This is a genomic window from Paenibacillus sp. V4I3 (genome assembly GCF_030817215.1).
GTDB lineage: Bacteria > Bacillota > Bacilli > Paenibacillales > NBRC-103111 > Paenibacillus_E.
Window position 1 is genome coordinate 4,658,826 of sequence record NZ_JAUSZA010000001.1, and the last position, 25,615, is coordinate 4,684,440.

The 25,615-nt window shown below is 46.5% G+C and carries 20 protein-coding genes and 1 pseudogene; 19 read left to right on the top strand and 2 right to left on the bottom strand.

Annotated features, from left to right (window positions below):
- Positions 1–57 precede the first annotated feature (57 nt).
- The 3 genes from QFZ77_RS21415 to QFZ77_RS21425 all read left to right on the top strand — a co-directional run bounded on the left by QFZ77_RS21415 (position 58) and on the right by QFZ77_RS21425 (position 4,698).
- On the top strand, positions 58–1,623 hold the full coding sequence (locus tag QFZ77_RS21415; RefSeq protein ID WP_307442503.1) for an extracellular solute-binding protein: 1,566 nt from the start codon (positions 58–60) through the stop codon (positions 1,621–1,623).
- Between the two features lie 71 nt (positions 1,624–1,694).
- The gene (locus tag QFZ77_RS21420; RefSeq protein ID WP_307442505.1) at positions 1,695–3,137 is read left to right on the top strand and encodes a sialate O-acetylesterase; all 1,443 of its coding nucleotides are present in this window, start codon (positions 1,695–1,697) and stop codon (positions 3,135–3,137) included.
- A gap of 130 nt (positions 3,138–3,267) precedes the next feature.
- Entirely contained in the window at positions 3,268–4,698 is a 1,431-nt protein-coding gene (locus QFZ77_RS21425; RefSeq protein WP_307442507.1) for a serine hydrolase domain-containing protein, read from the top strand.
- Positions 4,699–4,758: 60 nt separating this feature from the next.
- On the opposite strand, the gene QFZ77_RS21430 is transcribed toward QFZ77_RS21425, so the two are convergent.
- Entirely contained in the window at positions 4,759–5,595 is an 837-nt protein-coding gene (locus tag QFZ77_RS21430; protein WP_307442510.1) for an AraC family transcriptional regulator, read from the bottom strand.
- 135 nt (positions 5,596–5,730) lie between these two features.
- Here QFZ77_RS21430 and QFZ77_RS21435 point away from each other — a divergent pair, with 135 nt between their 5' ends.
- From QFZ77_RS21435 to QFZ77_RS21455, 6 genes and pseudogenes are all read left to right on the top strand, one after another.
- Positions 5,731–6,837, top strand: coding sequence for a Gfo/Idh/MocA family protein (locus QFZ77_RS21435; RefSeq protein ID WP_307442512.1), 1,107 nt, complete (start codon positions 5,731–5,733; stop codon positions 6,835–6,837).
- Positions 6,834–7,631, top strand: coding sequence for a sugar phosphate isomerase/epimerase family protein (locus tag QFZ77_RS21440; protein ID WP_307442514.1), 798 nt, complete (start codon positions 6,834–6,836; stop codon positions 7,629–7,631). Before QFZ77_RS21435 ends, QFZ77_RS21440 begins: the two co-directional genes overlap by 4 nt.
- 188 nt (positions 7,632–7,819) lie before the next feature.
- Positions 7,820–8,170: pseudogene (locus tag QFZ77_RS21445) on the top strand (cell wall hydrolase).
- 81 nt (positions 8,171–8,251) lie between these two features.
- Complete coding sequence (locus tag QFZ77_RS37870; protein WP_373462631.1) at positions 8,252–8,389, top strand: TetR/AcrR family transcriptional regulator; 138 nt, start codon at positions 8,252–8,254, stop codon at positions 8,387–8,389.
- A 48-nt stretch (positions 8,390–8,437) separates the two neighbouring features.
- Positions 8,438–8,860, top strand: coding sequence for a TetR family transcriptional regulator C-terminal domain-containing protein (locus QFZ77_RS21450; RefSeq protein ID WP_307442516.1), 423 nt, complete (start codon positions 8,438–8,440; stop codon positions 8,858–8,860).
- Positions 8,861–8,882: 22 nt separating this feature from the next.
- Positions 8,883–9,422: a GNAT family N-acetyltransferase gene (locus tag QFZ77_RS21455; RefSeq protein ID WP_307442518.1), complete on the top strand. Its 540-nt coding sequence runs from the start codon at positions 8,883–8,885 to the stop codon at positions 9,420–9,422.
- Positions 9,423–9,599: 177 nt separating this feature from the next.
- Here QFZ77_RS21455 and QFZ77_RS21460 read toward each other — a convergent pair whose 3' ends face one another.
- Positions 9,600–10,037: a DUF6376 family protein gene (locus QFZ77_RS21460; RefSeq protein WP_307442519.1), complete on the bottom strand. Its 438-nt coding sequence runs from the start codon at positions 10,035–10,037 to the stop codon at positions 9,600–9,602.
- A 251-nt stretch (positions 10,038–10,288) separates the two neighbouring features.
- Here QFZ77_RS21460 and QFZ77_RS21465 point away from each other — a divergent pair, with 251 nt between their 5' ends.
- From QFZ77_RS21465 to QFZ77_RS21510, 10 genes are all read left to right on the top strand, one after another.
- The gene (locus QFZ77_RS21465) at positions 10,289–11,500 is read left to right on the top strand and encodes an ROK family transcriptional regulator (RefSeq protein WP_307442520.1); all 1,212 of its coding nucleotides are present in this window, start codon (positions 10,289–10,291) and stop codon (positions 11,498–11,500) included.
- Positions 11,487–12,617, top strand: a complete 1,131-nt coding sequence (locus tag QFZ77_RS21470; RefSeq protein WP_307442522.1) for an extracellular solute-binding protein — start codon at positions 11,487–11,489, stop codon at positions 12,615–12,617. The genes QFZ77_RS21465 and QFZ77_RS21470 overlap by 14 nt, the downstream gene beginning before the upstream one ends.
- A 75-nt stretch (positions 12,618–12,692) precedes the next feature.
- Positions 12,693–13,775 (top strand): ABC transporter ATP-binding protein, encoded by a 1,083-nt coding sequence (locus QFZ77_RS21475; protein WP_307442524.1) that lies wholly within the window; start codon positions 12,693–12,695, stop codon positions 13,773–13,775.
- A gap of 15 nt (positions 13,776–13,790) precedes the next feature.
- The gene (locus tag QFZ77_RS21480) at positions 13,791–15,521 is read left to right on the top strand and encodes an ABC transporter permease (protein ID WP_307442525.1); all 1,731 of its coding nucleotides are present in this window, start codon (positions 13,791–13,793) and stop codon (positions 15,519–15,521) included.
- Between the two features lie 77 nt (positions 15,522–15,598).
- Positions 15,599–18,124, top strand: coding sequence for an NEW3 domain-containing protein (locus QFZ77_RS21485; RefSeq protein WP_307442526.1), 2,526 nt, complete (start codon positions 15,599–15,601; stop codon positions 18,122–18,124).
- Between the two features lie 62 nt (positions 18,125–18,186).
- Positions 18,187–18,966 carry a creatininase family protein gene (locus QFZ77_RS21490; protein ID WP_307442527.1) on the top strand — a complete coding sequence of 260 codons (780 nt, stop codon included), beginning with the start codon at positions 18,187–18,189 and terminating at the stop codon, positions 18,964–18,966.
- Positions 18,953–20,461, top strand: coding sequence for an argininosuccinate lyase (gene argH, locus QFZ77_RS21495; RefSeq protein WP_307442529.1), 1,509 nt, complete (start codon positions 18,953–18,955; stop codon positions 20,459–20,461). The genes QFZ77_RS21490 and argH overlap by 14 nt, the downstream gene beginning before the upstream one ends.
- On the top strand, positions 20,461–21,447 hold the full coding sequence (locus QFZ77_RS21500; RefSeq protein WP_307442531.1) for an N-acetylglucosamine kinase: 987 nt from the start codon (positions 20,461–20,463) through the stop codon (positions 21,445–21,447). The genes argH and QFZ77_RS21500 overlap by 1 nt, the downstream gene beginning before the upstream one ends.
- Positions 21,448–21,468: 21 nt before the next feature.
- Entirely contained in the window at positions 21,469–22,212 is a 744-nt protein-coding gene (locus tag QFZ77_RS21505) for a PIG-L deacetylase family protein (protein ID WP_307442533.1), read from the top strand.
- A gap of 764 nt (positions 22,213–22,976) precedes the next feature.
- Complete coding sequence (locus QFZ77_RS21510) at positions 22,977–25,610, top strand: NHL repeat-containing protein (RefSeq protein ID WP_307442535.1); 2,634 nt, start codon at positions 22,977–22,979, stop codon at positions 25,608–25,610.
- Positions 25,611–25,615 lie beyond the last annotated feature (5 nt).

Genomic DNA, 25,615 nt, shown 5'->3' on the forward strand with positions numbered 1-25,615 from the left:
CATCGGGGAAACCCGCAGCTATAGATCAGCTTTACTTACATGAGGAGGGTATAAAAAATGAGCAAGAAACGTAAAGGAATCGTAATGGCGCTCGCAGGCATGATGCTGTTAACTTCGGCTTGTGCTTCAAATTCAACAGATCCAGGTTCAAGTTCAACAGCTGCCAGCACCAAACCGCCTGCTTCTGCAGGTCCGGTCGCTTTGAAAATCATGGCTATGCATGATCAACCAGACATATCCGTGACGGATGCCAAGTTTATTGGGGAGCTCGAAAAGAAAAACAATGTGAAGCTAACGTTCGATATTCCACCGGTCACAGGGTATAAAGAGAGGCTTCAGCTTATGCTCGCTTCGGGCGAGTATCCAGACGTTGTATTCTTCGAAAATACGACCGATCAGGCTTTCCAGAACGCTGTTCGCGACGGTATTCTCATCCCCGTCAACGATTATCTGAAATCGGCAGCGAACCTGAATAAGTATACGTACCAAGCCTCCTGGGATCAGCTGAAGGTGAATCAGGACGGCAAGATTTACGGTCTTCCGCGGACATCTGTCGTGCGCAACGACGGTTATTGGGTACGGAAGGATTGGCTGAAAAATGTGGGCTTCGCGATTCCGGCTAATGGGGAAATTACCATTGCGCAGTTTGAAGAAATATTGAAGAAATTTACGTTCAACGATCCGGATAAAAACGGAAAAAACGATACTTACGGCTACGCCGGGGCGTATAACGGACGCAAAGTGCTAGATCCGGTTCTCACAGGACCGTTCGGTCTCATTGGCTGGCAGAAAGCATCAGGCGGCGAGTACGAGTATATGAACCCGATGTATGATCAGAAGGGTGATGCGTTCAAGAAGGCCCTCGCGTTTTCGGGAAGGCTCTATAAAGAAGGGGTCTTCGATCCCGATTCCGCGACGAATGACGGAACGAAGCAGCGCGAACGCTTCTGGCGCGGATTGACCGGGGTTTATCCTGGCTTCGCAGGACATTACACATGGCATCTTCCCGAGATGCAAAAGCAACAACCCAATGCGGAATTGACTTTTGTTCATGTGCAGAATGAAAAAGGCGAGGTCAAGGGCGGTAATCTGGCGACAAGTCCAACCGGACTATGGGGCTTCTGGGCAATTACAAAAAATGCGAAAAACCCTCAGAAGGTTGTTGAATTGTTCGATTCTTGGCTTTCCGATGAAATGTGGCCTGTCGTCGTCGATGGCTTTGAAGGACAGGATTACACGTTGACGAACGGTGAAAAGAAAGCGATTACACCGCCGCCGAAATTCTATATCCGCCGCAACTCCATGCGCAGAGCGAATGATACCGAGTTCTTCATCACAACAGGAACGCCTAAGGATATCGTGGAACAAGTGAAGCCATGGTTGAAAAAGTCGGTAGACACCGTTGTCGCTGGTAAGGATCTGGGCTTCCAGCCGGAAGCTGCGAAGAAGCCAAACTACATGGATTACCAGAAGGCATGGGATACAACGACCATGAAAATTCTGATTGGCGAGCTTCCTGCCACTGAATTCGATGCGTTGTTAACAGGCTGGTACAAAAACGGCGGTATGGATTACGTGAAGCAAATGAACGAATATATCAAGAAAACAGAAACAGGCAAATAATTAAATAATGACAAGTGGGGAAGCGATGCACGATGGGTCGACTTCCTTTCTTTGTGAGGAGAGAATGAATAATGGAAGATTCGCTTCATCGGGGTTCTGTGAGAAATGTGAATGTACCTTGCGAAATTCGGGTGGAAGGTCCAAGTCCGCAGAGAGTGTATCAACGTGATGCGAAGGAACTGGCCGACATCCCCTATTCGTTGAGACTTTCTATGCCGGCATATGGGAATGTTGAAGTATGCTCGGCGGCGGCAAGAAGCATGCCTGCTGAGAAAGCATGGATTACGGTTGGGGTTATTCGAAATAAGGATTCGTTCGACGGTGTTCTCACAGGGTTTCCAACAGGGAGCCATAGTCTCCAATTTCGTATTCGTGATGGCGTTTCTGAACAACTGATTGCAGAAGCGGCGGTAGAGCCAGTCTTCGTAGGAGATCTGTGGATACTTGCCGGACAATCCAATATGCAGGGCTGCGGCACGCTCCTTGAAGTGGAGGAGCCTATGGAAGGCGTAAGCTGCTTCTACTTGGATGACCGTTGGGGCATAGCTGAGGACCCTATGTGTTGGTATTTTGAAGCCGTGGATCCCGTGCATTGGAGCGTTCCTGCGGAGAAGCTTAAGGAGGCGCGCCTAAAGGAACGTCAAACCCGAACACGCGGAGCGGGGCTGGGCATTTCTTTCGGGAAAGAATTGCTGCGGAGTACCGGCGTCCCAGTCGGGCTCATCGTTTGTGCGCATGGTGGTACTAGGATGATGCAATGGGATCCGGCGCTGCTGGACCAGGAAGGACACTCTTTATATGGCTCCATGCTGCGACGGGTTAAGGCTCTACGCGGGAAGGTGAAAGGATATTTGTGGTATCAAGGAGAGAGTGATGCCAATCCAGAGCACGCCCCTATGTATGCGCAACGCATGGAGCAATTCGTACATCGACTAAGAGAAGATTTGCAGGAACCACAGCTGCCGTTCATCTACGCACAATTGGCCAACTTTCATTCGTGGGATAAACAGCATGAAAGCTGTTGGGACTTTATTCAGCACGAGCAATTTCGATTGGAGCAGCGGTTGGCACCCTGCGCATTAGTACCAACAGCGGACGCTACGATGTCCGACCCCATTCATCTCGATGCCCCATCACTTAAAGTGATGGGTAGACGGTTTGCTTGGCAAGCTTTACGGATCGCTTACGGCGCAAGCCTTCCAACAGGCCCGCGTCCAAGCGAGTTTCAATGGGACGCAGTACGAACGGAATTAAGGGTCCGTCTTACAGGGTTGAATGGCTCCCTCCAGCATGTAGATAGAGTATTCGGCTTCCAGTTCAAACTGACGGATCAGGTCTGGGAGCCTGTAGAAGTTACTTTATCCGATGATCGATGTGCAGTTCTACTTCGTTTCAACCAACGTATTCCTGCTGCTGCTATGCTGCAATACGGAGCTGGATACTATCCTGCACTTAACCTAAGGGATGAATGGGGGATACCCTTGCCTTTATTCGGTCCGGTTCTAGTACCTTAATCTAATATGCTCCTGTCGGTGCGCTAGTTGTTAGTAGTCTAGCATTCTATTACTTGTAAAAGTAGATGAAGCAAGTGATATAATAGTCTTGTTGATTTACATATTCTGGTGTGTAGAAGGAGAGACAAGAATGAGTGCTATTCGATCCCTACCAAGAAGTCAGCCTGAGCGTCAAGGTATCGCGTCTTCCTCGATTACGAGATTTCTAAAAGAAGTTCAAGACCGCAGTCTAGAGCTTCACAGCTTCATGCTCGTCCGACACGGGCATGTTGTTTCGGAAGGATGGTGGACACCTTATTTGCCTGAACGTCCTCACATGCTGTTTTCTTTAACTAAAAGCTTTACTTCTACAGCCATCGGATTGTTAGTGGGAGAAGGGCGAGTCTCGCTCGATGACCGGGTTGTTTCCTTTTTCCCTGAGGATATGCCGCCAGAAGTTACACCAAATCTAGCTGCGATGACCATCCGACATTTACTGATGATGGGTACAGGTCATGCGGAAGATACGACCGGAAAGATGCAGTCAACCGATAACTGGGTCAACAATTTCTTGAAGCTTCCCGTAGAACATGAGCCAGGTACGCATTTCGTGTATAACAGTGGGGCCACGTATATGCTTTCGGCCATCTTGCAGAAGGTAACCGAACAAACGTTACTTGAATATCTGCAGCCTCGACTGTTGGAACCGCTGGACATTCAAGGTGCCACTTCAGAAAGCTGCCCCCGAGGCATCCACATTGGTGGCTGGGGTATGAAGATCAAAACCGAAGATATTGCCAAGTTTGGACAGCTATATCTACAAAAAGGTCAATGGGATGGGAACCAGCTCATTCCTGAGATTTGGGTAGAAGAAGCGACATCGAAGCAAATTTCCAATGACTCCAGTACCAAGAATGATTGGTCTCAAGGGTATGGGTATCAATTCTGGAGATGCCGTCACGGCGCTTATCGAGGCGACGGTGCTTTCGGGCAGTTCTGCATTGTTCTCCCGGAGCAGAATGCCGTCATCGCGATAACGTCCGGAGTGAATGACATGCAGGACGTTCTTGATACGATTTGGGAGCATCTGCTGCCTGCCATGCAATCTGAAGAGCTGCCTGTGGACAAGGAAGCCTCCGAGTCGCTAACCCAAGTGCTGCATGGACTGAGCTTGGAACCGCCACGAGTTCTTTCAAGCTCGACGCTGGAGACCGGCCTATCGGGAATCGAGTTCGAGTTAGAAGAAAATGAGGAACAAATTCATACATTTTCTATTGATTTTACAGAGGAATCCGCCAACGTTACGATTCAAAATAACACCGGAATACATACGGTTTACTTTGGTAGAAACGAATGGTGTGAGGGAACATATACGCTGCATATGAGACAGAAAAATGTGGCAGTCGGCTCAGCAACATGGCAGGATTCGAATAAACTCTTGTTAACGTTAAGATACGTGGAAGCGCCATTTTGCGTGAGTTTAATATGTACGTTCTATGATGGAAGCATACAACTTCAATTTCGACAGAACGTTTCGTTCGGCAAAGAGGAACCTAAGTCGATTCTAGGAAAAGTTAGATAAACGATTGTTGAATAATAAAAAGGTCGGTCTGCCGCAGCAGATCGACCTTATTCTATTTACTTAAGTCACCAGATGATACCGATTTCGATAGTCTCGGGGAGAGCAGCCGGCGTGGGCTCTGAATTGCTTATTAAATGAGCTCAATGACTGAAAACCGCTTCTTTCAGCGATCTCGATGATTGAATTCTCTGATATGCGTAGTAAATCCATGGCCGACTGAACGCGCAACTGATTCACAAAATCATGTGGCGACAAGCCCGTTAGTGCACGAAACTCGCGATAATAGAACGAACGCCCGACACCCGCCCGACGGGCAAGTTCGTCGCCGTCTATTGCATCCAAGTAATGGTTAAGGACATACCCAACGGATTCCGCTATCGTGTTCGTTCCTCTCGGCGCCGCTTGCTCCATTTGATTGCTAAAGAACCCATCCACTTGTAACAAAATATCAATCAAGTGCATGTACTGACTCGTCACCCATGCCGTCTGCCCTTGCTCCTGTGCTTCCGCTGCGGAACGCGCAGCTTTTGCAATTGCCTTGGCGTAAGTCGTATCCCCCGGAATGAGTGGGGACATGCCTCGTCCAGTATAAAACGGCATTAGCAGCCGGCTGCCATCGGGAAGCTTCAATACTGGTGACGGAGTAAAAAGCACAAGGATGGCTTCGAATGATTTATCTGGATGCGCATAGCTCCAGTGCGGCTCGAAAGGTCGACACAGAAACACGTCTCCCGGTCGACCGTGATAGATGCGATCGCCGAATCGGTACTCTAACTCATATTCGAGCAGCACGCCGATTTCCAAGCAATCATGGACATGCAGATCGTGTTCCTCATCTGATCCCCAGACACGGCTAAAAGCAAAAGAGCGTGAAAGCCGCAGCTGTTCTACATACATCCTAATCCCCCCCCCAAGTCATTATACCTTTTTCTGTTCGTGGACAAAATGACAAGTTTGTTGCGCATTTTGAAGAGAATCGCGATTTCGTGATGTGATACATTAGGGTCATATTCGAAATTGGAGGTAACCTTTATGCGATTGTACTTAATTGGAGCAGGTGTCATAGCACGTACGCATGCGGAGGCAGCGGCCAAGCTTCCACAAGCTGCCCGGCTTCGGGTAGCCGATCCGAATGCGGAAGCGCTAAAGTCATTTCTAAGCAGCTATCCAGAAAGCAGTACATTTGCGGATGCCGATCAAATGCTATCCTCCGAAACGCCGCTTGACGATGATATCGTGATCGTGGCTACGCCTCCATTTGCCCACTTGGAGGGGGCGCGTCTTGCGTTGAAATCAGGTCGGCATACGCTATGTGAGAAGCCGTTCGCAATGAACGATGAAGAGGCGGAAGAGATGCTTCTTTTGGCAGAAGCAGAAGGAAAGCTGCTTGGCTGCTGCAGTGTACGTTATAAGGGCATGCTGCATAACGAAGCGGTTAAGAATGTCATACGATCTGGCGCGCTTGGCGATATCTACCACGCAACATTCGTTAACAAATGGACGCGCAGCCGTGCAGGAGTCGAGTACCAACCAGCAAGTCGATGGTTTCTTGACAAAAGCAAGAGTGGCGGCGGCATTCTCATGGACTGGGGACCCTACGATTTCGCTACCCTAATCGATGTGCTGGATCCTGCTGAAATTGAGGTCAGCAGCGCTTGGATGGCGAAGCCCCAAACAGCCGCGGATCCTCAAGATGTCGTGTACGATGTTGAGCACCATGTGGGTGCGCAATTGACGTTTCGTTCTCGCTCGAATGCCCTTCCAATCGCTATTAATTACGAAAGAGGCACGTGCACGCACGGGAGCGAGCAGTTTATTGGCGAAATCGAAGGCACACTCGGCGCTTTGCGCTGGACGCCATTCGATTCGCGTCAACCGGTTTTTTTAAGGAAAGACCGTGATGGGGTTGTTGTGGAAGAGATTGTAGATCCGGGGCCTCGCGGACCTTACACCGTCATGGATCACCCGCTAGTACATTTCTATAACCAAGTAAACGCCTTGCCAACACATGCGAACGAAGGTCGGAGAGCCGTCGATCATTTCCTATGTATTGGCGCCTTATATAAATGTGCTGATTCCGGAGAAAAGCAGTTTGTGACTGTAGCACCGGCAACAGATTCAAGGGGGGCTTCTGAATGAATATTCGCGGCTATTCGAGCAACATGTATGGTTGGTTTGAACGATGGAAGTCAGATGGAAAGGAGCCAGTATGGGACGATCTGTACCGTGCGTGCGCTGAAGCGGGTCTTGACGCTGTAGAGACAGATGCAACGCCTGAGAAGCTGGCACTTGTCCGTGCTTACGGACTAACTGTTTCTGCCTCCTACCTCGGTCTTTCGCTTCATGGCGATTATGCAGACCTCGAAACGGAAGTTCTTCCTTACGCAGAACGGCTCGCAGCTGCAGGTGGTACTGATCTTCTCGTCAACGATGACCCTTACGGCGGCTGGAAGAATCCGCTGCCAAAGCCGGAGGAACTTGTCCAGCGTCAAGGGGACAACTTGTCTCGTCTTGCTGACAAGCTAAGTCCATTTGGACTGCAGCTCTCCCTGCACAATCATGCGGCGGATCGGCATAATGCCGAGGCTGATTTGCGCTCTGTCATTCAGTTCGCTGACAAAGCTGTTGGCCTTTGCGTTGATACGGGCTGGGCGCATGTTGCAGGCTGTGATCCGGTTGCTTGGGTGCGCTCATATCCTGAACGCATCAAAGCATTTCACCTGCGCAATCAGCGTGGACGCGTTCCGGTGGAGGATGTGATCGAAGGGGAAATTGACATGCGTGCCTTAATAGAAGCGGCAGCCCATGTAAACTATGGCGGTTGGATAGCGCTCGAGCTATGGCATCCGCCGGAAACGAATCCTGTGCGCACGATGACTGAGGACGTGCAGCGGTCCATCGCTTTTTTACGGGACATAGTGGCGAAACTGTAGGGGAAATGGTATGAATTCTGTACAAGTTAAATCATCCAAAAAACCTTGAAGCCTAGAGCTTTAAGGTTTTTTGCCATTAAAATTCCGCCCCAATAAAACATACATTACACTATCAAATGACTATGGATCATTTATTATTTTAAATTCCCTTGCAACGAAATAAGATAGAAACTAGTAGAGGTGAAAATATGGCAGTTGTTAAAGCCAGAGAACAGGATGTTGCTCTTTTGGCAAGGCTGCTTCGTGCTGAAGCCGAAGGTGAAGGCGAACCGGGTATGATGATGGTTGCAGGCACATGCTTTTGAAGCTACCTACACGGATACTTTTATCAAAAACCGAGAGAACGGGAAAAACGGCTTGCTAAAAGGTCGATCGATGGAGAGAGACTTTGGCCTGCAAAATTCAGTCTGTGGTATTTCAGACCTCCAGGTGATTGCCCTCCTACATGGTATAATCAGCCTTTAGTAGGGCGTTATAAAAAGCATTGCTTCTATCAACCATTAGGAAAAGAGTGCGAAAATATTTATAATACGTATTAAAACAAGTGTGAACTGATCGGAGCCGAAAGGCTCCTTTTTTTATTTCTTGACAGTTGGCATGATATGGAATAATAATGCTGAATGTCACCTAAAGTTACGCAAGCTTATAAAGAAGAAAAAAGGGCAGTAATTCTTGAGGGAGCGCTCCATTGCTTTATTGAAAAAGGATTTCAAGCTACGACTATTGATGATATCGTACGTCATTTGGGGATGAGCTAAGGCGCTATTTACAGTTATTTTTCCAGTAAAGAAGAGATGTATATCCAAATGGCTGACGATAAAATGAATGCGATGGTGGAGAACTCCAGTGAACATTTCAAAAATATGCCAAGTGCGGCGGATCAAATCCGCTATATGTTTGACCGATTCCGTCAACAATCGCTTGACGAGCTGCGCAAATGGCTAGCCTTTCATTTGGAGTTTATGCTGTATGCAGCACGCCAACCGGAATTAACGGAACGATGGAACCAGTATGCGAGTAAGGCTTTATTGTTCATGCAGGAAATTATGGAGGGTGGCATAAAGACTGGCGAGTTCCGTTCCGATCTTGATATTGCGGCAGCTTCCCTTTTATTCTGGTCAGTTAGGGATGGCCTTGCTCTGCAATTTATGCTTAGCGGTGAGGAAACCGACTATAAGTCCATGATTAATGAGATGGAAAAGAAGGTATTCCGCTATATCATAGGATAGCTCACTATGGAGGTAGAGGATTATGATTTTCAAAAAAATGAGCGAATTGTCGGCTGAAGACATGGTTTCGTTATGGAATAAGGGATTCGAAGGATATTTCATAAATAGTACACTGAGCTTGGACAAATTTCTTTCAAGAACTGTCAACGAAGGCCTCTCACTAGAGCATTCCTTAGTCATGTATGAAAATAGTGCCCCTATTGGCTTCGTGATGAATGGGTTCCGTGGCATAGAAGGAAAGAGAGTGGCCTGGAACGGGGGCACTGGCATTGCGCCTGAACAAAGGGGCAAAGGGATCGGAAAAATACTGATGAAAAGAAACCTCCAGTTGTATCGTGAACAAGGTGTGGATATCGCCTTACTGGAGGCACTCATTCAAAACAAAGCTGCGATAAAGCTCTATCAAAGTGTCGGCTATGGTATTACCGAGCAGCTAATCAGTTTACAACATACAGAGGCTTTGGACGCAAGTCTCCTGCAGTCAAACAACGTATTTTCGGAGAAGACGGTAACCTGGCAACCGTCGCTCTTTACCAATGTGAATCGATTCCGGGCCGGGTAGATGCAGAAGATATCCTCAGAGCAGCATTAAGTGTAGTATACGCACCTTTGTCTTCCTCTTGTAAGCGTATAACCATGAACATAAGAGATTCCAACAAGGAGCTCATTGGATTATTAGAGCGTTTAGGATTTACTACATTTGTGGAACAAGTACACATGATTCGTCAATTATAAGAACTTACGCGCCTAAATTTTTAATTCGATTGATTAAGCCTGTTATATCATTAATTGTAGTTAAGATTTGTGAATTTTGAAGTTTATCCAGTGCCAAATGACCATTCTCTACCACTTTATTTATCTCTTGTAATAATACTTCGTTTTTGTTAACCAATTGTTGATGAATAACCTTTGCAAATGAAGGTACACTTTTCAGATTAAATTGTTCTATTTCCTTTTTTAATTCGTTTAATTGATTTTCAAGTTCCTGTTTTGTTTCTGGGTTCGAAGCGGCATCTTTTATCATTTGCGGTGCTTGTTCTGCAAAATTACTCAATTTATTAATGTGTTGCGTAGCTTGATTTACATAGTCTATCGAGTTATTTGCTCCCTCTAATAGAGAACACGCACTCAACACCATAGTTGAAAGAATTAATAATAGTAACATCCATTTTTTCATGTTAGCATCTCTCCTTTATCTGTATTTTGCTGGCAGGAAATAATTTTTGTTATTGATTTATTACGTTATTTTAGAAAGAGGGTTTCAAATTCAGAAGGACTGCCAGATGGCAGTCTTTTTTCCATTCATGCGCGGATAGATGATTACGATCTCATTTTTAAATGAAGTTGTACTTAATTCAGAAAGTTCATAATAAGTATCGTATTAGAAAACTTTGTTAGTCATTCTAACTATCAAAGGGGGTGATCAAGGTGCTTGGTCGCAATCAAACTGGAAATAGCAAGCTCGTAAAACAATTGAACAGACAGGAGATCCTGCGTAAGCTTCGGGAAAATAAGCGGGTTTCCAGAGCAGATTTGGCGAAGCTAACGGAGCTAAGCCGTCCATGTGTATCTGCGCTGGTCGATGAAATGATGAAGGAAGGGCTAATCCATGAAGTTGGTGTAGGTGAGTCCAAGGGCGGAAGGAAGCCGATCCTGCTTGAATATAATTTTCAAGCTTATGGAGTAGTTGGGGCCATTTTTGAGGGCAGTACGCTGTATATGTCTATCGCTGATCTAAGTGGAGATTTGTTAGTTGATTACAACTTTTTCTTGCAGCAACCAACTAATGGAGCTATGGCCATTCGTTGTCTGGAATCGGGTCTACAGACTTTGCTTAGCAAGAGCGGGTTCGAGAAATCTCGCTTACTAGGTGTTGGCTTAGGTTTACCCGGAATTACACAGCGTCGCGATGGAACCGTGAGTTATGCGCCAAGCACAGGATGGATGGGTTTACCGGTGAAACAGGAGATCGAAGAGCGATTAGGTCTGCCTGTTGTGATTGATAATGACGTTAATTTGATGACATTAGGGGAGTTTCATAAGGGTGTCGGTAACGGAGTTAAGAATCAGATTTATATGTATGTAGGGACGGGAATCGGTGCGGGTATTATCCTAGATCGGCAATTTTATAGAGGCTCGCGTGAAGCATCCGGAGAGATCGGATATATGATGGTGGGTCAGGCAAAGAAGCTGAACCGGGGTGAATATGGCGTTTTTGAAAGGAATTACTCCGTCCCAGTCATCCAAGAGAAAGCCAGAAAAGTGCTGCCTTCCTTTGTAGAAGAGCTGGGTGTGATTAAACAACTAATTCGCCATACGGAAGATGGGCATATAGAGGCAGGGCGATTATTAAATGACATCTACAGACACTGGGCCTACGGAATCGCGAATATGGTCAGTATACTCGATCCAGATTTGTTGATTTTAAGCGGGGAGATGATTGACATCGAGGAAAGCGGTGTTGAGAAGATCCAAGGTATGCTGATGGAATGGGTTCCGTACGTACCCCAAATCAAGCTGGCGGCTTTAGGCTACAAAGCAGGCATCATCGGGGCGATTCACAGCGTCCTAGAAGCTTTCCCCGTAGTAAATTCCAACAAAATATACCTTTCGGGAGGTTATGTGAATGAGAACAAGTAAGGGGAATATATCCAGAATGCTCGTAGGCACTCTAGTCAGCATCATGATGGTTGTGATTACAGCTTGCGGAGGCTCCACGCCGAGTTCTGGAAATGCTAGTCAAGCACCCACGGTGAAGCCTTCTGACAAACCGGCAGCTACGGAGGCGCCTAAATCCGCAGAGAAGCAAAAGCTTGTTATTTATACGGCTAGAGATAAAAGTGTTGTCGATGAAATTATTCCAAAATTCAATGCGAAGCATCCAGAAGTTGAAGTCGAGGTATTAACGATGGGAGCGCAGCAGATTCTGGAACGTGTACGGGGAGAAAAGGCCAATCCTCAAGCTGATTTCTGGTGGGGTGGCACCCAATCTGGTCTGATGACTGCGGCGAACGAAGATCTCTTGGAAAGCTTCAAGCCAAGTTTCGCAGATAGCATACCAGCTTTGTACAAAGATGCTAAGGATCGTTGGTATGGTGAAATGCTGCTGCCCGAAGTGATCATGTACAATTCCAAAGCACTTAAGCAAGAAGACGCTCCTAAAGATTGGGACGCACTTCTTGATCCGAAATATAAAGGCAAAATCATTATTCGGGGCGTGCTTGCTTCGGGAACGATGAGAACGATATATTCCGCCATGATCTTCAAGGAAGGTGCCGCCGATCCTAAGAAAGGGTATGACTGGCTGAAGAAGCTGGATGCCAACACGAAGGAATATGCGCAGGATCCTACCAACCTTTACTTAAAATTAGCCCGTGAAGAAGGAACACTTTCGCTATGGAACTTGCAGGACATTATGATTCAGAAGCATTTGAAAAATCAGCCTTTTGATTTTATTTATCCAACGAGCGGGGCACCTATCCTAGTGGACGGCGTGGGTATGGTGAAAAATGCCAAGAACAAAGAGGCGGCGAAGAAATTTTATGAATTTCTTTTCGACTCGAAGCTTCGTGTAGAGCTGGCAGAGAAATTATTTCAGATCCCTACGCGTACGGATATCAGCAAAGATTCACTTCCAGCTTGGTTGAAAGGCATTGAATTGAAACCAATGAATATTGATTGGACGGTCATGGCTGAAAAAGAGAAAGATTGGATGCAGTATTGGGATGAGAGCATTAAAGGAAAAGGCGCGAAATAAGCGTAACATCCGTTCGGGTAGAGGTAGCACCTGATAGTTCCACTGCCCGAACTCAAAGTAAGGGAGGTACTGTACGTGATCGAAGTCGCTCTAGAACATGTAACCAAGCAATTTGGGAAAGTATCGGGCGTTCAGGATGTGCATATTCGGATTAAGCCCGGCGAATTCTTTACTTTCCTTGGTCCTAGCGGATGCGGAAAAACAACAACTTTGAGAATGATTGCCGGCTTTTACTATCCAACCTCTGGGCGTATCGTATTTGGCAATCAAGACGTAACGACAGTGCCGCCCCACAAACGCAATACGGGAATGGTGTTTCAGAACTATGCCTTATTTCCTCATCTGACGGTATTTGAGAATGTGGCCTTTGGTCTCCAAGTTAGAAAACGGCCCAAAGAAGAACGTCTCCAAAGAGTTGAGCGTGCGTTACAGCAAGTACATTTGCAGGGTTACGGAAATAGGCGAATTGACCAATTATCAGGCGGACAGCAGCAGCGTGTTGCGCTTGCCAGAGCACTTGTGATTGAGCCGAATATTTTACTGCTAGATGAGCCTTTATCCAACTTAGATGCCAAGCTGAGAGAAGAAACACGCTTGGAGATTAAAAGGCTGCAGCTTGAATCTGGCATTACAACCATTTACGTGACGCATGATCAAGCTGAGGCCATGGCGATGTCGGATCGGATCATGGTCATGCAAGGCGGCGTTGTACAGCAGGTTGGAAGGCCGGAAGAAATTTACAACCGACCTATTAATCGTTTTGTCGCTTCCTTTATAGGCGAGTCTAATTTGTGGAACGGAACCGTGGAGCGAATAGAAGGAGATCTGGCCTATGTCAGAGTTTCACCCGATCTAGTTCTATGTGGGTTGGTGAATCATACAGCACCTAATTGTCATCTGGCAGTGGGCGCTCAAACCACTCTTTCTATTCGTCCTGAGGCGGTACGCGAGGCACATTCAGAATCTTCACAATCGGAGAACACATTCCTAGCGAAAGTTGTCATCGCTGAATTCACCGGGGTGAATGTCAATTATTTGACAGATGTAGCCGATAAGCCTTTGAAAGCGATGTTCATCAATCAGGGACATCAAGTACGTCAGCGTGACGATACACTTGCGATGCATATACCAAAGGAAAGCATTTACTTTTTAGAATAGGCGGAGGATGAGAATATGACCTTCAAGAAACCAGTATCTCATCAACCTGTGACCAAACGGCCATCCATCACTTCTTCGCCTCATTTCGTATACGTATTAATTGCTCCCTTGTTTCTGATACTGCTGGCCTATGTTCTCTTCCCGCTGTATCAGACTTTTGTTCAGAGCATTCAAATGGAAGGTAATCTTACTTTAAAAAATTATGGACGGTTCTTCAGCTTGGAGCATACCGCCAATTTGGAAGCCCTCTGGACCAGTGTGTATATCTCCGTTCTAAGTGTAGTAACATGCGCGATAGTCGGAGTTACCATGGCTTTTCTATTGGAACGCTATGAGTTTCCTGGCCGCAAGGCCCTGACAGTTCTTGCCATGGTGCCCATGGCGCTGCCACCGCTAGTAGGCGTACTTTCATTCACTTTTCTATATGGAGAAAGCGGTATTATTCCGCGGACGCTCAAGCTTTGGTTTGAGATGGACCACGTGCCGTTCTCGCTAAAAGGTGTATGGGGTGTTCTCATGGTTCACACCTTTACGATGTACACCTATTTCTATATGACCGCTTCCGCTGCGATCAAGGGGCTCGATCCCTCACTGGAGGAAGCAGCTGCAAGTCTTGGAGCCGGACGTCTTTATATCTGGCGGAGAATCATATTACCCATGCTCACTCCAGCTATCGTGGCTTCGTCCTTGCTTGTCTTCATGATTGCCATGGCTTCTTATACGGCTCCTCTCATCTTCGGAATCGACAGAACGATGACGATGCAAATTTATTTATCCCGAACAAACGGGAATTTGGATATGGCAGCTACGCAATCTACCTTATTATCCATTGTTTCCATCCTGTTTCTCATCATTATGCGCTGGTATCAAGGCTTGCGAAATTACCAGAACTTGAGCAAAGGAGTTAGTGTCCATCGGACCGAGGTCAAGAGTGCATGGGGGAAATATACAGCTATGTTCCTCTCCACGATAGGCGTCGTCATTCTGCTCCTGCCTATTCTGGTATTGATTCTCATATCCTTTTCCACTGATGGTACATGGACGACACAAATACTACCGCCAGAATATACATTTAGTCATTATGTGGAATTGTTTACGGACAGCAAAACGTGGCGCCCTATTGCGAACAGCTTCAAAATGAGCTTTGTTGCAACGGTTGGCAATGTGATATTCGGTGTTGCTGCTGCTTATGCGATCGTTCGCCTTAAATTTAAAGGGAAGACATTGCTTGATGTATTTATTATGCTCCCTTGGGCATTACCAGGAACGGTTGTAGGGATTAATTTAATTACAGCTTTCAGTACACCGTCTGCCTATAGTTTTGGGCAAGTTCTTGTGGGGACGTTCTGGATTTTGCCATTAGCCTACTTTGTGCGTCATTTACCACTTGTGTTCCGTTCAACGTCGGCTACGCTTATGCAGATGGATCCTTCGATCGAAGAGGCAGCCCGTAATCTGGGAGCTTCCTGGTGGTACAGCTTTCGTCGCATCGTATTTCCCTTGTCGCTTAGTGGGATCTTAGCGGGAACTTTATTGGCCTTCGTAACAGGTATCGGTGAATTCGTATCATCGATTCTGTTGTTTACATCTAGAACAGCCCCGATTTCGGTGGAAATTTTCCAAAGAATGTATGCGTTTGAATTCGGAACCGCTTGCGCCTATGGCGTGCTTCAGATCATCCTCATTATCATTGTTCTCTTTATCTCTAAAAAATTGACCGGTGACAAAGCGGGTACAGCTGTGTAAAGGTTGATCATTCCGCGGGAACTTCTAGGGTTCAAGACCGCTGCTTGATGATAAAAGGTGAATAAGGAGGAGTTAAAGTGAAGAAAGGTACTTGGAAGAAAGTGTTTACGAGTATTACTAGCGTTGCCGTTGTAGGTACCTTGCTGTTTCCTAGCATGGCGCAGCCGGTCAGCGCCGACAGAGGCGTTATTGATCTCTGGAAATCGATTAAACCTCTCACAACCATCGCGAGCGCTATGAATACAGGAGCTCACCCGGACGACGAGCATAGCGCTATGCTTGCCTATCTTTCATTAGGAAAAGGAGTCAATACGTTAAGTGTCATTGCAAACCGTGGGGAAGGGGGCCAGAATGAGATCGGCAGTGAACTAGGTAATGCGCTAGGCATTATTCGCTCACGCGAACTGCAGGAAGCTTCCAAAATCACGAATGTCACGTTGGGTATGTTAAGCGAGCAAATTAATGATCCAATTTTTGACTTCGGTTTTTCAAAAAGCCCCGATGAAACACTGCAAAAGTGGGGAGATTCGGTGGTCTATGAAAGACTTATTCGGAAAATCCGGGAGTTGCGGCCAGACGTAGTCATTCCTTCTTTCCTCAACGAGGAATCGACACATGGTCATCATCGGGCCATTAACGTCATAACCGTTCGTGCGTTCAAGGATGCAGCTAACCCCGAGGTGTTTCCAGAACATTTGAAAAATGGCCTACAGCCTTGGCAAATAAAGAAGCTGTACCTTCCTGCCAATGATAAGGATTATAATGTGGCTGTACCTGTAGGAGATTACGACGAAATTTACGGCGCTTCTTATGTCCAATTGGGAGAAGAATCCCGTTTTATGCATAAGAGCCAAGGGATGGGAAGACATGTTGATGAAGGTTCGAGCTTCAACTATTACAAATTAAATTTATCGGTTAAATCTGAAAAGGAGAATGATTTCTTCGATGGCATAGCTTTCTCCTTCGACGATTTGGCTAAAGAAATAGAAGCGAAGGGCCAAGATAACAAAGTGATCAAAGATTTGCGAGCCCTAAATAAGGATGCGGAAGAAGTCGTTAAAGCATACCCTGTGTTCTCTGAAGTGGCGCGAGAGGTACAAGAAATGAAGGCGGATGTAGAAACTGCCGTGAGCGATGTGAAGGCATCGTCACTAGATGCAAGCGTCAAGACCGATTTGCTATATCGCCTCCAAGTGAAGGATGCTCAATTGAATAAAGCAGGCATGGAAGCATCGTCGTTGGTTGTGAAGGTAAAACCGGAAACCGGCGAAATCGTTGCAGGTCAAACGGTCAAAATGGTCGTCTCCGCTTACAGTGGCGGCAAGAACAACCTGAAAAATATTGGGCTCCAACTGAATGTGCCTGAGGGCTGGACGGCGAAAGCTGTCGGAAACACAAAGTTTGACCAGCTAAGCTACAATCAGACGGTTTCTGCTACTTTCGAGGTTCAAGTCCCTAAGAATGCCGTTGAGTTCCAAGTATATCAACCATCAGTAGTTAGTGCGGATGTCTTGTATCAGTTAAATAATGTTTCAGGAAAAATACGTGTTACCCCATCGAATCAAGTGGCTGTACTCCCGGCTTTCGCTATGTCGTTGAGCCCTGAGGCTACGGTACTTAACACATTGAAGACCGAAGAGCCTCTTCCGGTCAAGGTTACGGTTCGCAACTACTCGCCAGGCGCTGCCAAAACGTCCATTTCCTTGAACGTCCCTAAGGATTGGAATGTAACCCCTGCATCTCAAGAAGTGAATTTCGCTGCAAAAGGTGAGACGAAGCCGGTTACGTTCCAAGTCAAAGCTCCTGCTGGAACAGCAGTTGGCAAATATACGGTAACAGCGGTAGCAACAAGCGGTAATGTTACCAGTAAGGAAAACGTACAAATTATCGACTATCCACATATCGGCAAAACCTATTTGATTCAGCCAGCAGAATTAAAGATTCAGGCATTTGATTTGAAGGTGCCTACAGGTCTGAAAGTGGGATATGTATCCAGTGGATTCGACAATATTGATCAGTACTTAACCCAATTTGGCGTAAACGTAACGAAACTTGACGATAAAGCGATCCAATCAGCTGACTTATCTCAATATGAAACGATTGTTTTGGGCATTCGGGCATATGGTTTCCGTCCAGAGCTGTTATCGAGCAATCAGAGACTTCTCTCTTATGTGGAAAATGGCGGAAATCTAGTCGTTCAATATCATAAGCCGGAAGATAAATGGAAACCTGAACTTGCCCCTTATCCGATAAAAATTGGGGAGCCATTAATTCAATGGCGTGTCACAGATGAGAATTCCAAAGTAACGATGCTAGCGCCTGATCATCCAATCTTTACGACGCCAAATAAGATTACAGAAGCAGATTGGAACAATTGGATTCAAGATCGATCGGCTTACAACCCGTCTGTGTGGGGCAAAGAGTACACGCAGCTCATATCTAACGGCGATGCAGGGGAGAAGGAATTTACCGGAACGTTCCTAAGCGCTAAATACGGTAAGGGAACCTACACCTACAGTTCGCTTGTATGGTACCGTGAAATTCCGAACCTTGTCCCTGGTTCTATTCGTCTCTTCGTGAACATGATCAGCTTAAAGCAATAGAAATAACTACAGAGGGAGGCCTAGACGGGCCTCCCGATTTACCAAACGGGGGAATCAAGCCCATGGATATTAGGGAAGTACACGGTCGTGATCTACAAACTGTATTAGAAGAAGTCCGTTTTGCAGTCGTGCCGCTCGGATCAATCGAATATCACGGGCCGCACTCACCACTCGGTACTGATGTCATTCTAGCGAATGGTTTCGCTGAGCGTCTCCATCCTGCCTTGAAGCCGCTCATTTATCCCGTCATCCCTTATACGGCTTGTCCTGGAAAGACCCATCATTATCCAGGAACAATCTCAGTGAGTCCGTCTGTCATCACCGATTATTTATATGAAATTGTTGATGGGATCTGTCAGTTGGGTATCCGAAATGTGCTGTTGTTAAACGCGCATGATGGGAATATGGGTGTTTCCAGAACAGTAGCAGAAGCCATTACAGCAACCCATAAGAAAGCTAGTGTTCTATTAGTGAACTGGTGGCAAATGGTAACAACGCAAAGTGCGGAAGAAGCTGGCATCTTTACAGGAACAACTGGCAGAGGTCATGGAGGTCCCTATGAAATGTCGGTTGTCAAGGCATTTCGTCCAGATTTGGTTCATGTAAGTGACAGTGACGTAGAACTAACAGCAAATCATTCACTTTCGAATCTACCTTATGTATTGGTGGAAGGCAGTCCAGCAGGATGGGATGGCTACACGGGGCATGTTGGGCAGACATCATTAGAAGCAGGGGAATGGATTATAGCGGAAGCAGTCACCAACTTACATCAATTACTTGAAAACTGGTTACAGAAACCAGTAATGAAAGACGGAGGTGAACAAGTGGATGGGAAATCGTGAGTCTATTATGGAAAGTGAAGGTAAGGTATTTCCTGGTAAAACGTATACGGAAGCTGTTCTAGAACCTGCGTACAATGAAGCTAAGCAACACTTATTGGATGCCATGATGGCCATCAATAAGGCTCATTTGATCATGTTGAAGGAGCAGCAGTTGATTTCACAGGATGAGGCAAGCCAGATTGCGAAAGCCCTTGTACATCTTGACCTTGATCTTCTCCGCCACTCTAGTTATTCGGGTGAGTTTGAGGATTTATTCTTTCAGGTGGAAAGCCAGCTGCAACAGCACGCAGGCGATGTTGCGGGAAATTTGCATCTAGCGAAGAGCCGTAACGATATGGGTGTTACTATTTACCGTATGGTACTTAGGGAGAAGCTTCTGGTCACGATGCAATCCGGTTTACTGTTACGTAAGCAGCTTCTGCAATTCGCAGAGGAGCATATTCATACGTTGATGCTTGGCTACACACATACTCAGCAGGCGCAGCCAACGACCATGGCTCATTACATCATAGCTGTTGTTGACTCGCTTACGAGAGACATTCGCCGGATGACGGCCGCTTACAATAATTGCAACCGCAGTAGTATGGGAGCTGCTGCGCTTACAACGTCGGGTTTTCCTATTAATCGGAACCGAGTGAAAGAGCTTCTAGCCTTCGACGAGCTCGTAGAGAATTCCTATGATGCGATTGGAGGAGCGGATTATTTGGGAGAGGTTGCTACTTCCATTAAACTTGCAGCTATCAACCTGGGTCGAGTCGTTCAGGATTTATTGCTCTGGTGTACACAGGAGTTCGCCGCTATCAAGGTAGCCAGTCCTTATGTACAGATCAGTTCCATCATGCCGCAAAAGCGAAATCCTGTTTCTCTAGAACACATGCGCGCACTTCTTTCTAGCTGCGTAGGTAACGCGGATTCAGTGCTTGCGATGATGCATAATACGCCTTTCGGCGATATTGTTGATACCGAAGACGATATGCAGCCTTACGCGTGGAAATCTCTTGAACTCATGGACAAGATCTATCGACTTCTAACCGTCGTAGTGGGGACTATGGATGTTAATAAAGAGGTGCTTCGTAAACGGACAGAAGGTAGTTTCGCTACCGTTACCGAACTGGCGGATACCTTGGTTAGAACGGACAAACTCTCCTTCCGAACCTCCCACCATATCGTAAGTTCAGTCGTAAAGAGAGCAATGTCGGAAGGGTTAGCAGCGAACGAAGTTACATGGGAACTCGTCAATGAAGCAGCTAAGGAGATCATCGGTCGTAATTTGAAGATGGATATAGACACCTTGGCACAAGCTTTAGACCCTGAGAACTTTATTCAAATACGCTCCTTGCCAGGAGGACCAAGCCCCCAAGAGATGAATAGAATGATTCAGATACGTTGTAAGGAACAAATAGCTCTGGATCAATGGTTAATAGAGTCGGATCATAAAAGCCGAACCGTCCTGCAGATTTTGGATGAAGTCATGAGGGAGTGGGGGAACCCATAATGTCGGCAAAAAAGATTCCATTTCTTGCTGTGGACGGAGGAGGAACAAAAAGCCTATGTTACTTCTTCGATGAGCATGGTCAGATTCGAGGGCAGGGCAGATCAGGATCTTGTAATTATCAGGGGGTTGGTAAAAAAGCAGCCGTGAGGGAGCTTATCCATGCGATTCGAAATGCTTTGGAGGACGGTAAATTAGTAGGGAATGGGGAGGTTGGCGAAACAGAACTAGAAACGGATTGTGCCGCATTGGGGATCGCTGGTTTGGATACGGAATATGACCGCAGGATCATCCTAGCGTTGGTCGAAGAGGCGCTGCAGCATTTACGTATACGTGCCAAACGTTTAATTATTGAAAATGACGGTTTCGCAGCGTTACTGGGGGCAACGAATGGTCAGCCAGGCATTCTTATGATTGCTGGAACGGGATCCATCGTCTATGGCGTTAATGATCAAGGCGTGGTTGCCAGAGCAGGAGGGTGGGGACACCGAGTCGGGGATGAGGGAAGCGGGTATTGGATCGGTAAACAAGCGATCATTCACATTTTGAAAACTATGGATGGACGGGAGGCACCCAACAAGTTGGCTGAGCATATTCTTCCTTATTTGGATCTGAAAGATCCCGAGGATTTGTTTAATTGGACATACAACTCGAGTTATTCTGTGGAAAAAGTAGCTGAATTGTCCAGTCTCGTCTCACAAGCTCAATCGCAGGGCGATCAAGTGGCTCAATCCATTATGATTCAAGCAGCCGAACAATTATTTACTTGTGCTAAGGCAGTTATTGAGCGAATAAATTTATATAGACAACCTTTTCAAATCATTTTGCAAGGCGGCGTACTTCAAAACAATGTGTTTGTGAGGGAATATGTAACGAACGAATTCAACTCTTTTGCGCCATCCGGACAAATCGAAAACAAGAATAAGGAGCCTATATACGGAATGATGACTCTGGCTCTAGATCACTATCAGAAGTTTCATGATGGATGATTAGTCCAATGGAGGGATCCTATGAAAAAAAGGCTGTTGTTCGTTTTTGCCCATCCTGATGATGAGTCTTTCGCTTGCGCCGGCACCATGGCCAAATATAGGGAAGCCGGTCACGACGTCAATTTGATTTGCGCAACCTCTGGTTGTGGGGGAAAGTCTGGTGAGTATTTAGTAACCTGCAAGCAGGAACTCGCCACACTCCGGGAGCAGGAATTGTCACAGGCTTGCGACGTCATAGGCGTGACTAACTTATATTTACTTCATTACGCGGATGGAAGTTTGATTAACCAGGATATCAACGAAATGGCCGCAAAAATTGAATCCACGATTGTGCAGCTGCAGCCGCACGTCATCGTAACGTTTCCTCCAAACGGAGTGACGGGACATCGTGATCATATAGCCATATCCCGGGCTACAGAGCAAGCGGTTCTTCAATCTGAGGAGAAATTGATGCCTACTCAGTATTGCACCTTGTTTTTCGCATCAATTCCTCACTACTATGATTATTGCGCAGATTCAGCACCAACCGGTGCAGTCCCCATAACTGGAAAAGTGAACATAGTGAATCAGCGTGAAACAAAAGGGCGTGCGCTTCATGCACATCGAAGTCAAATCTATTCGGTAAACCGAGCCTATCCAGGTGTCATGCAAGGGGATTATGGGGTTATCGGACAATATGAGTACTACACGAAGGTGCGGGCAGACGGACTGTTTGAAGACATTCAGGAAAGCACGGAAGGAATTCCTGAGATAGAGCTTTGTTAACTACTGAGCAGATGATACAAAAAGTGGAGCGAGGTTGGCTTATTCTAATGTTTGAGAAATTTATCACTTGGATCAATCCCCTCTATGAAAATACAGAGGGTTTTTTTTTGAATAATTTTTGACCGATCAGTAAATTATATCTTGAAATTTTATACACTTTTTCTTGAAATTGTCCACACTTTCTAAAAATGATGACATATTTTAAACGCACGCGTGGGCTTAAAATGAGAGTAGATAATCCAGGATATCAGGTATTGACATTCGCTGATCCATCACAGAAACCAGTCGAATGTTAAAGACGGAAGGGGGTGAACTTGACGAGAAATGTAAACTAGGCCCAATTGGGTAGGAAAGGAGTTCGTAAACGCAATTCGGTATCGACAGCTTCACGATTGACCGCAGCCAAACTTTGTGTGAGGAGTGGTAATTATGAAAGCAATTACGTTTCCGCTCCATATGGATTCGCCTCGTTTGTATGGTGTTTAGTTGTTTGCTTATCATCAGCTGTTTCCAGAACCCCGATGCTCGCGCATCTGGCATCACGATATCTATCCTCAACTCTTCTTTCGAGGATGCCGGAACCGGCATACCGCATTGGACCACTGTCTCGAGTGAGAAAGCTTACACTGGCTTGAACAGTATGAAAATGGTGGACACCAGTACTTCGGGTTGCACGGATTAGCGAAAAGGTTAGTATTACGCAGAATGAAGAGTATACCGCTTCTACTTTTGCTTATATTGAGCAAGGATCGATTGATGTTTGGTTGATCTTCTATAACGGCACTACAGAAACGATTATTGCACCCACTGGTGGCGTTACGCCCACGCTCAATCAATGGACGAAGAGAACTATTACAGCAAAAGCTCCTGCTGATACGAATCAAGTAGCGGTCATGGTTTACAGCTCATTAGCGGCTGTTACTACAGCCTATATTGACGATGTTTCAATCGGCCAAACCGTTAAAAATGCAGGCTTCGAAGACCCGTTAAGCGGTACTTGGACAGTGTCCTCTGGTGCTGCCGTTTCGACAGTTCAGAAGACAGGGGGAACCTACAGTCTTAAACTGGACGATTCCAGTTCATCCACTGCAAGTTATGCGGAAAGCTCGAATGTAACGGTTTATTCTGGCACAAGAGTCGGAGCTACGGCCAAAATCTACCCGTCCAGCGGCTCCGGGCTGAGTATCCACCTTCTTTTCAAGAATTCCGTTGGAACGGTCCTTAAAGATGCTGCAAACGATTTCACCGGTATTGCTTCACAATGGACCCCGGTTTCTGTATCCGCTACCGCCCCTACAGGCACAGCATCTGTCTCCGTATATCTAACAACGGGGACGACAACTTCGATGGTCGCCTACGTCGATGATGTGACGCTGGATCGTCCGATTGAATACAATCTCGGCACTCAAATAAAGAACAATCCCCTCGACGTCGCTGTATTCGGCAAAGATGCAAGTGGTAACACGGATCTAATGTATGTCGGTTCCAGCGGGTTTCCGTCCAAGTTGGTGGTTTACGATGCCCGAACGGGTGAGCTGTTGGATGATCGAGATCTCATGGTTGATCCGAATAACACTAAAATAGAAGCAGTCTGGGGAATGACGGTGGCTACTGATAAGTCCGTCTATTTGGGAACGGCTAACAAGAAAACGATGTTTCGGTATCTCCCCGGCACAGTTAGCACGGTTAATGGGCAAAAAGTAATTTCTGGCAGCTCGTTAGTGCCAATCACCCTACCAACCGGAATGGACGTTATTTGGGATGTAACGGCGGGAAGCAACGGAAAAGTCTACGGCGGAACTTCCACCGGCGGCAAAGCGTTCCAGTACGATCCAACTGGAGGGACTGTCGTCTTAAACAGTGACCAACCCATCGTCAGTGGCCTTAATTTCGTGAGGTCGATCGCTTATGCGAGCGATACCGAGGTTTATATGGGCATGGGACCGACCTCGAATGCGACAATCATACGCTTTAATCCGACGAGTGGAACACAAACCACCATTTCCCCGTCAAATTATGGCAGCAAGTTTGTGCTTGGACTCGATTATATCTCGAACGGAGCGGCCTCGAGGGTGTTCGCCCAGCTATCGGCGGGTCCAACGCTGGTATTGGATAGCACAACTGGTACGATTGCCTCTTCCTTAAGCGATGTCGATTCACGTGGCGTATCGATGAAACACCCATCGGATGACAAAGTGTTCTACACGAAAGGGAATAATCTTTACAGCTACGATATTTCATCGGCAACAGAATCAAATCTGGGCGATGCAGGAGGAAGTGCAGCTGGTTATACTTTTTTGACCGATGCAGGCAACACTTATCTGTATGCTGCGCTAAAATCAGGAAAAATTTTGAAATATAAGCTTGCAGCAACGCCTACAATTGATACGACGACATCGTTCGTAATTCCAGAATCTGTGACCAAAATCCGGTCACTGGTCAAGGGGCCAGCCGACAATATTTACACAAGCGGCTATTTGCTTGGAGGGATGGGCATCTATAATCCGGATACATCCGAAGAAAAGCGCTATAAAGGCGCAGGCCAAGCGGAAAACATGACAACAATGGGCAACAATTTGTATCTAGGCATATATCCCGGCGCGTGGATCAAAAAATACGATACAACGTCGACGTGGAATGATACTACGAATCCTTCGCTCCTGTTCCAGGATATCGACGACGCCCCTTACCAACAGGATCGTCCGTTTGGCATGTTAGCAGAACCCTCAATGAATCGGCTTTATGTCAGTTCAGTAGCGAGTTCCGGGAATAATAAAGGCTCCTTCACCGTCTATGACTTGTCTACTTCCCAACAAGTCACGACCATTAACGATATTGTCTACCATCAAAGTGTTATTTCACTTGCATACAAGAACAATAAAGTTTTTGGCGGCACATCCGTTTACGGGGGAATCAGCAGCACGGTTGATGCGACGGAAGGAAAAGTGTTCGTTTGGAATACAACGAGCGCCAACTCGACACCTGTTCCTCAATTCGTCCCAGCCCCAGGAAGAAAAGTCATCTCTGATCTTATCGTTGGTCCGGATGGGAAAATATGGGGACTTGCGGAAGGGAACTCGTCAGGCAATTCGTCCCATGACACGACCGCAGATTTGTTTATTATCGATCCGAATAATCCAGATGCTGCTCATACGACAGTATATCCCGACAAATTCAGCTCAATACCCGTGTCTTGGCAAGGCGGCAAGATGGTTATCGGCAACGACGGTAATGTCTATGTGAGCATCGGTGCGAAATTGTACGCAGTTGACGCCAATTCTGCCAACAAAGACGCGGTTGCTTTAATCGGGGCAGGTGTGACGCTGCTGACAACGGATAAGTACGGAGATCTTTATTACGTGAAGCACGAAATTAATCTCTACAAGTACGATAAATAGTGGAC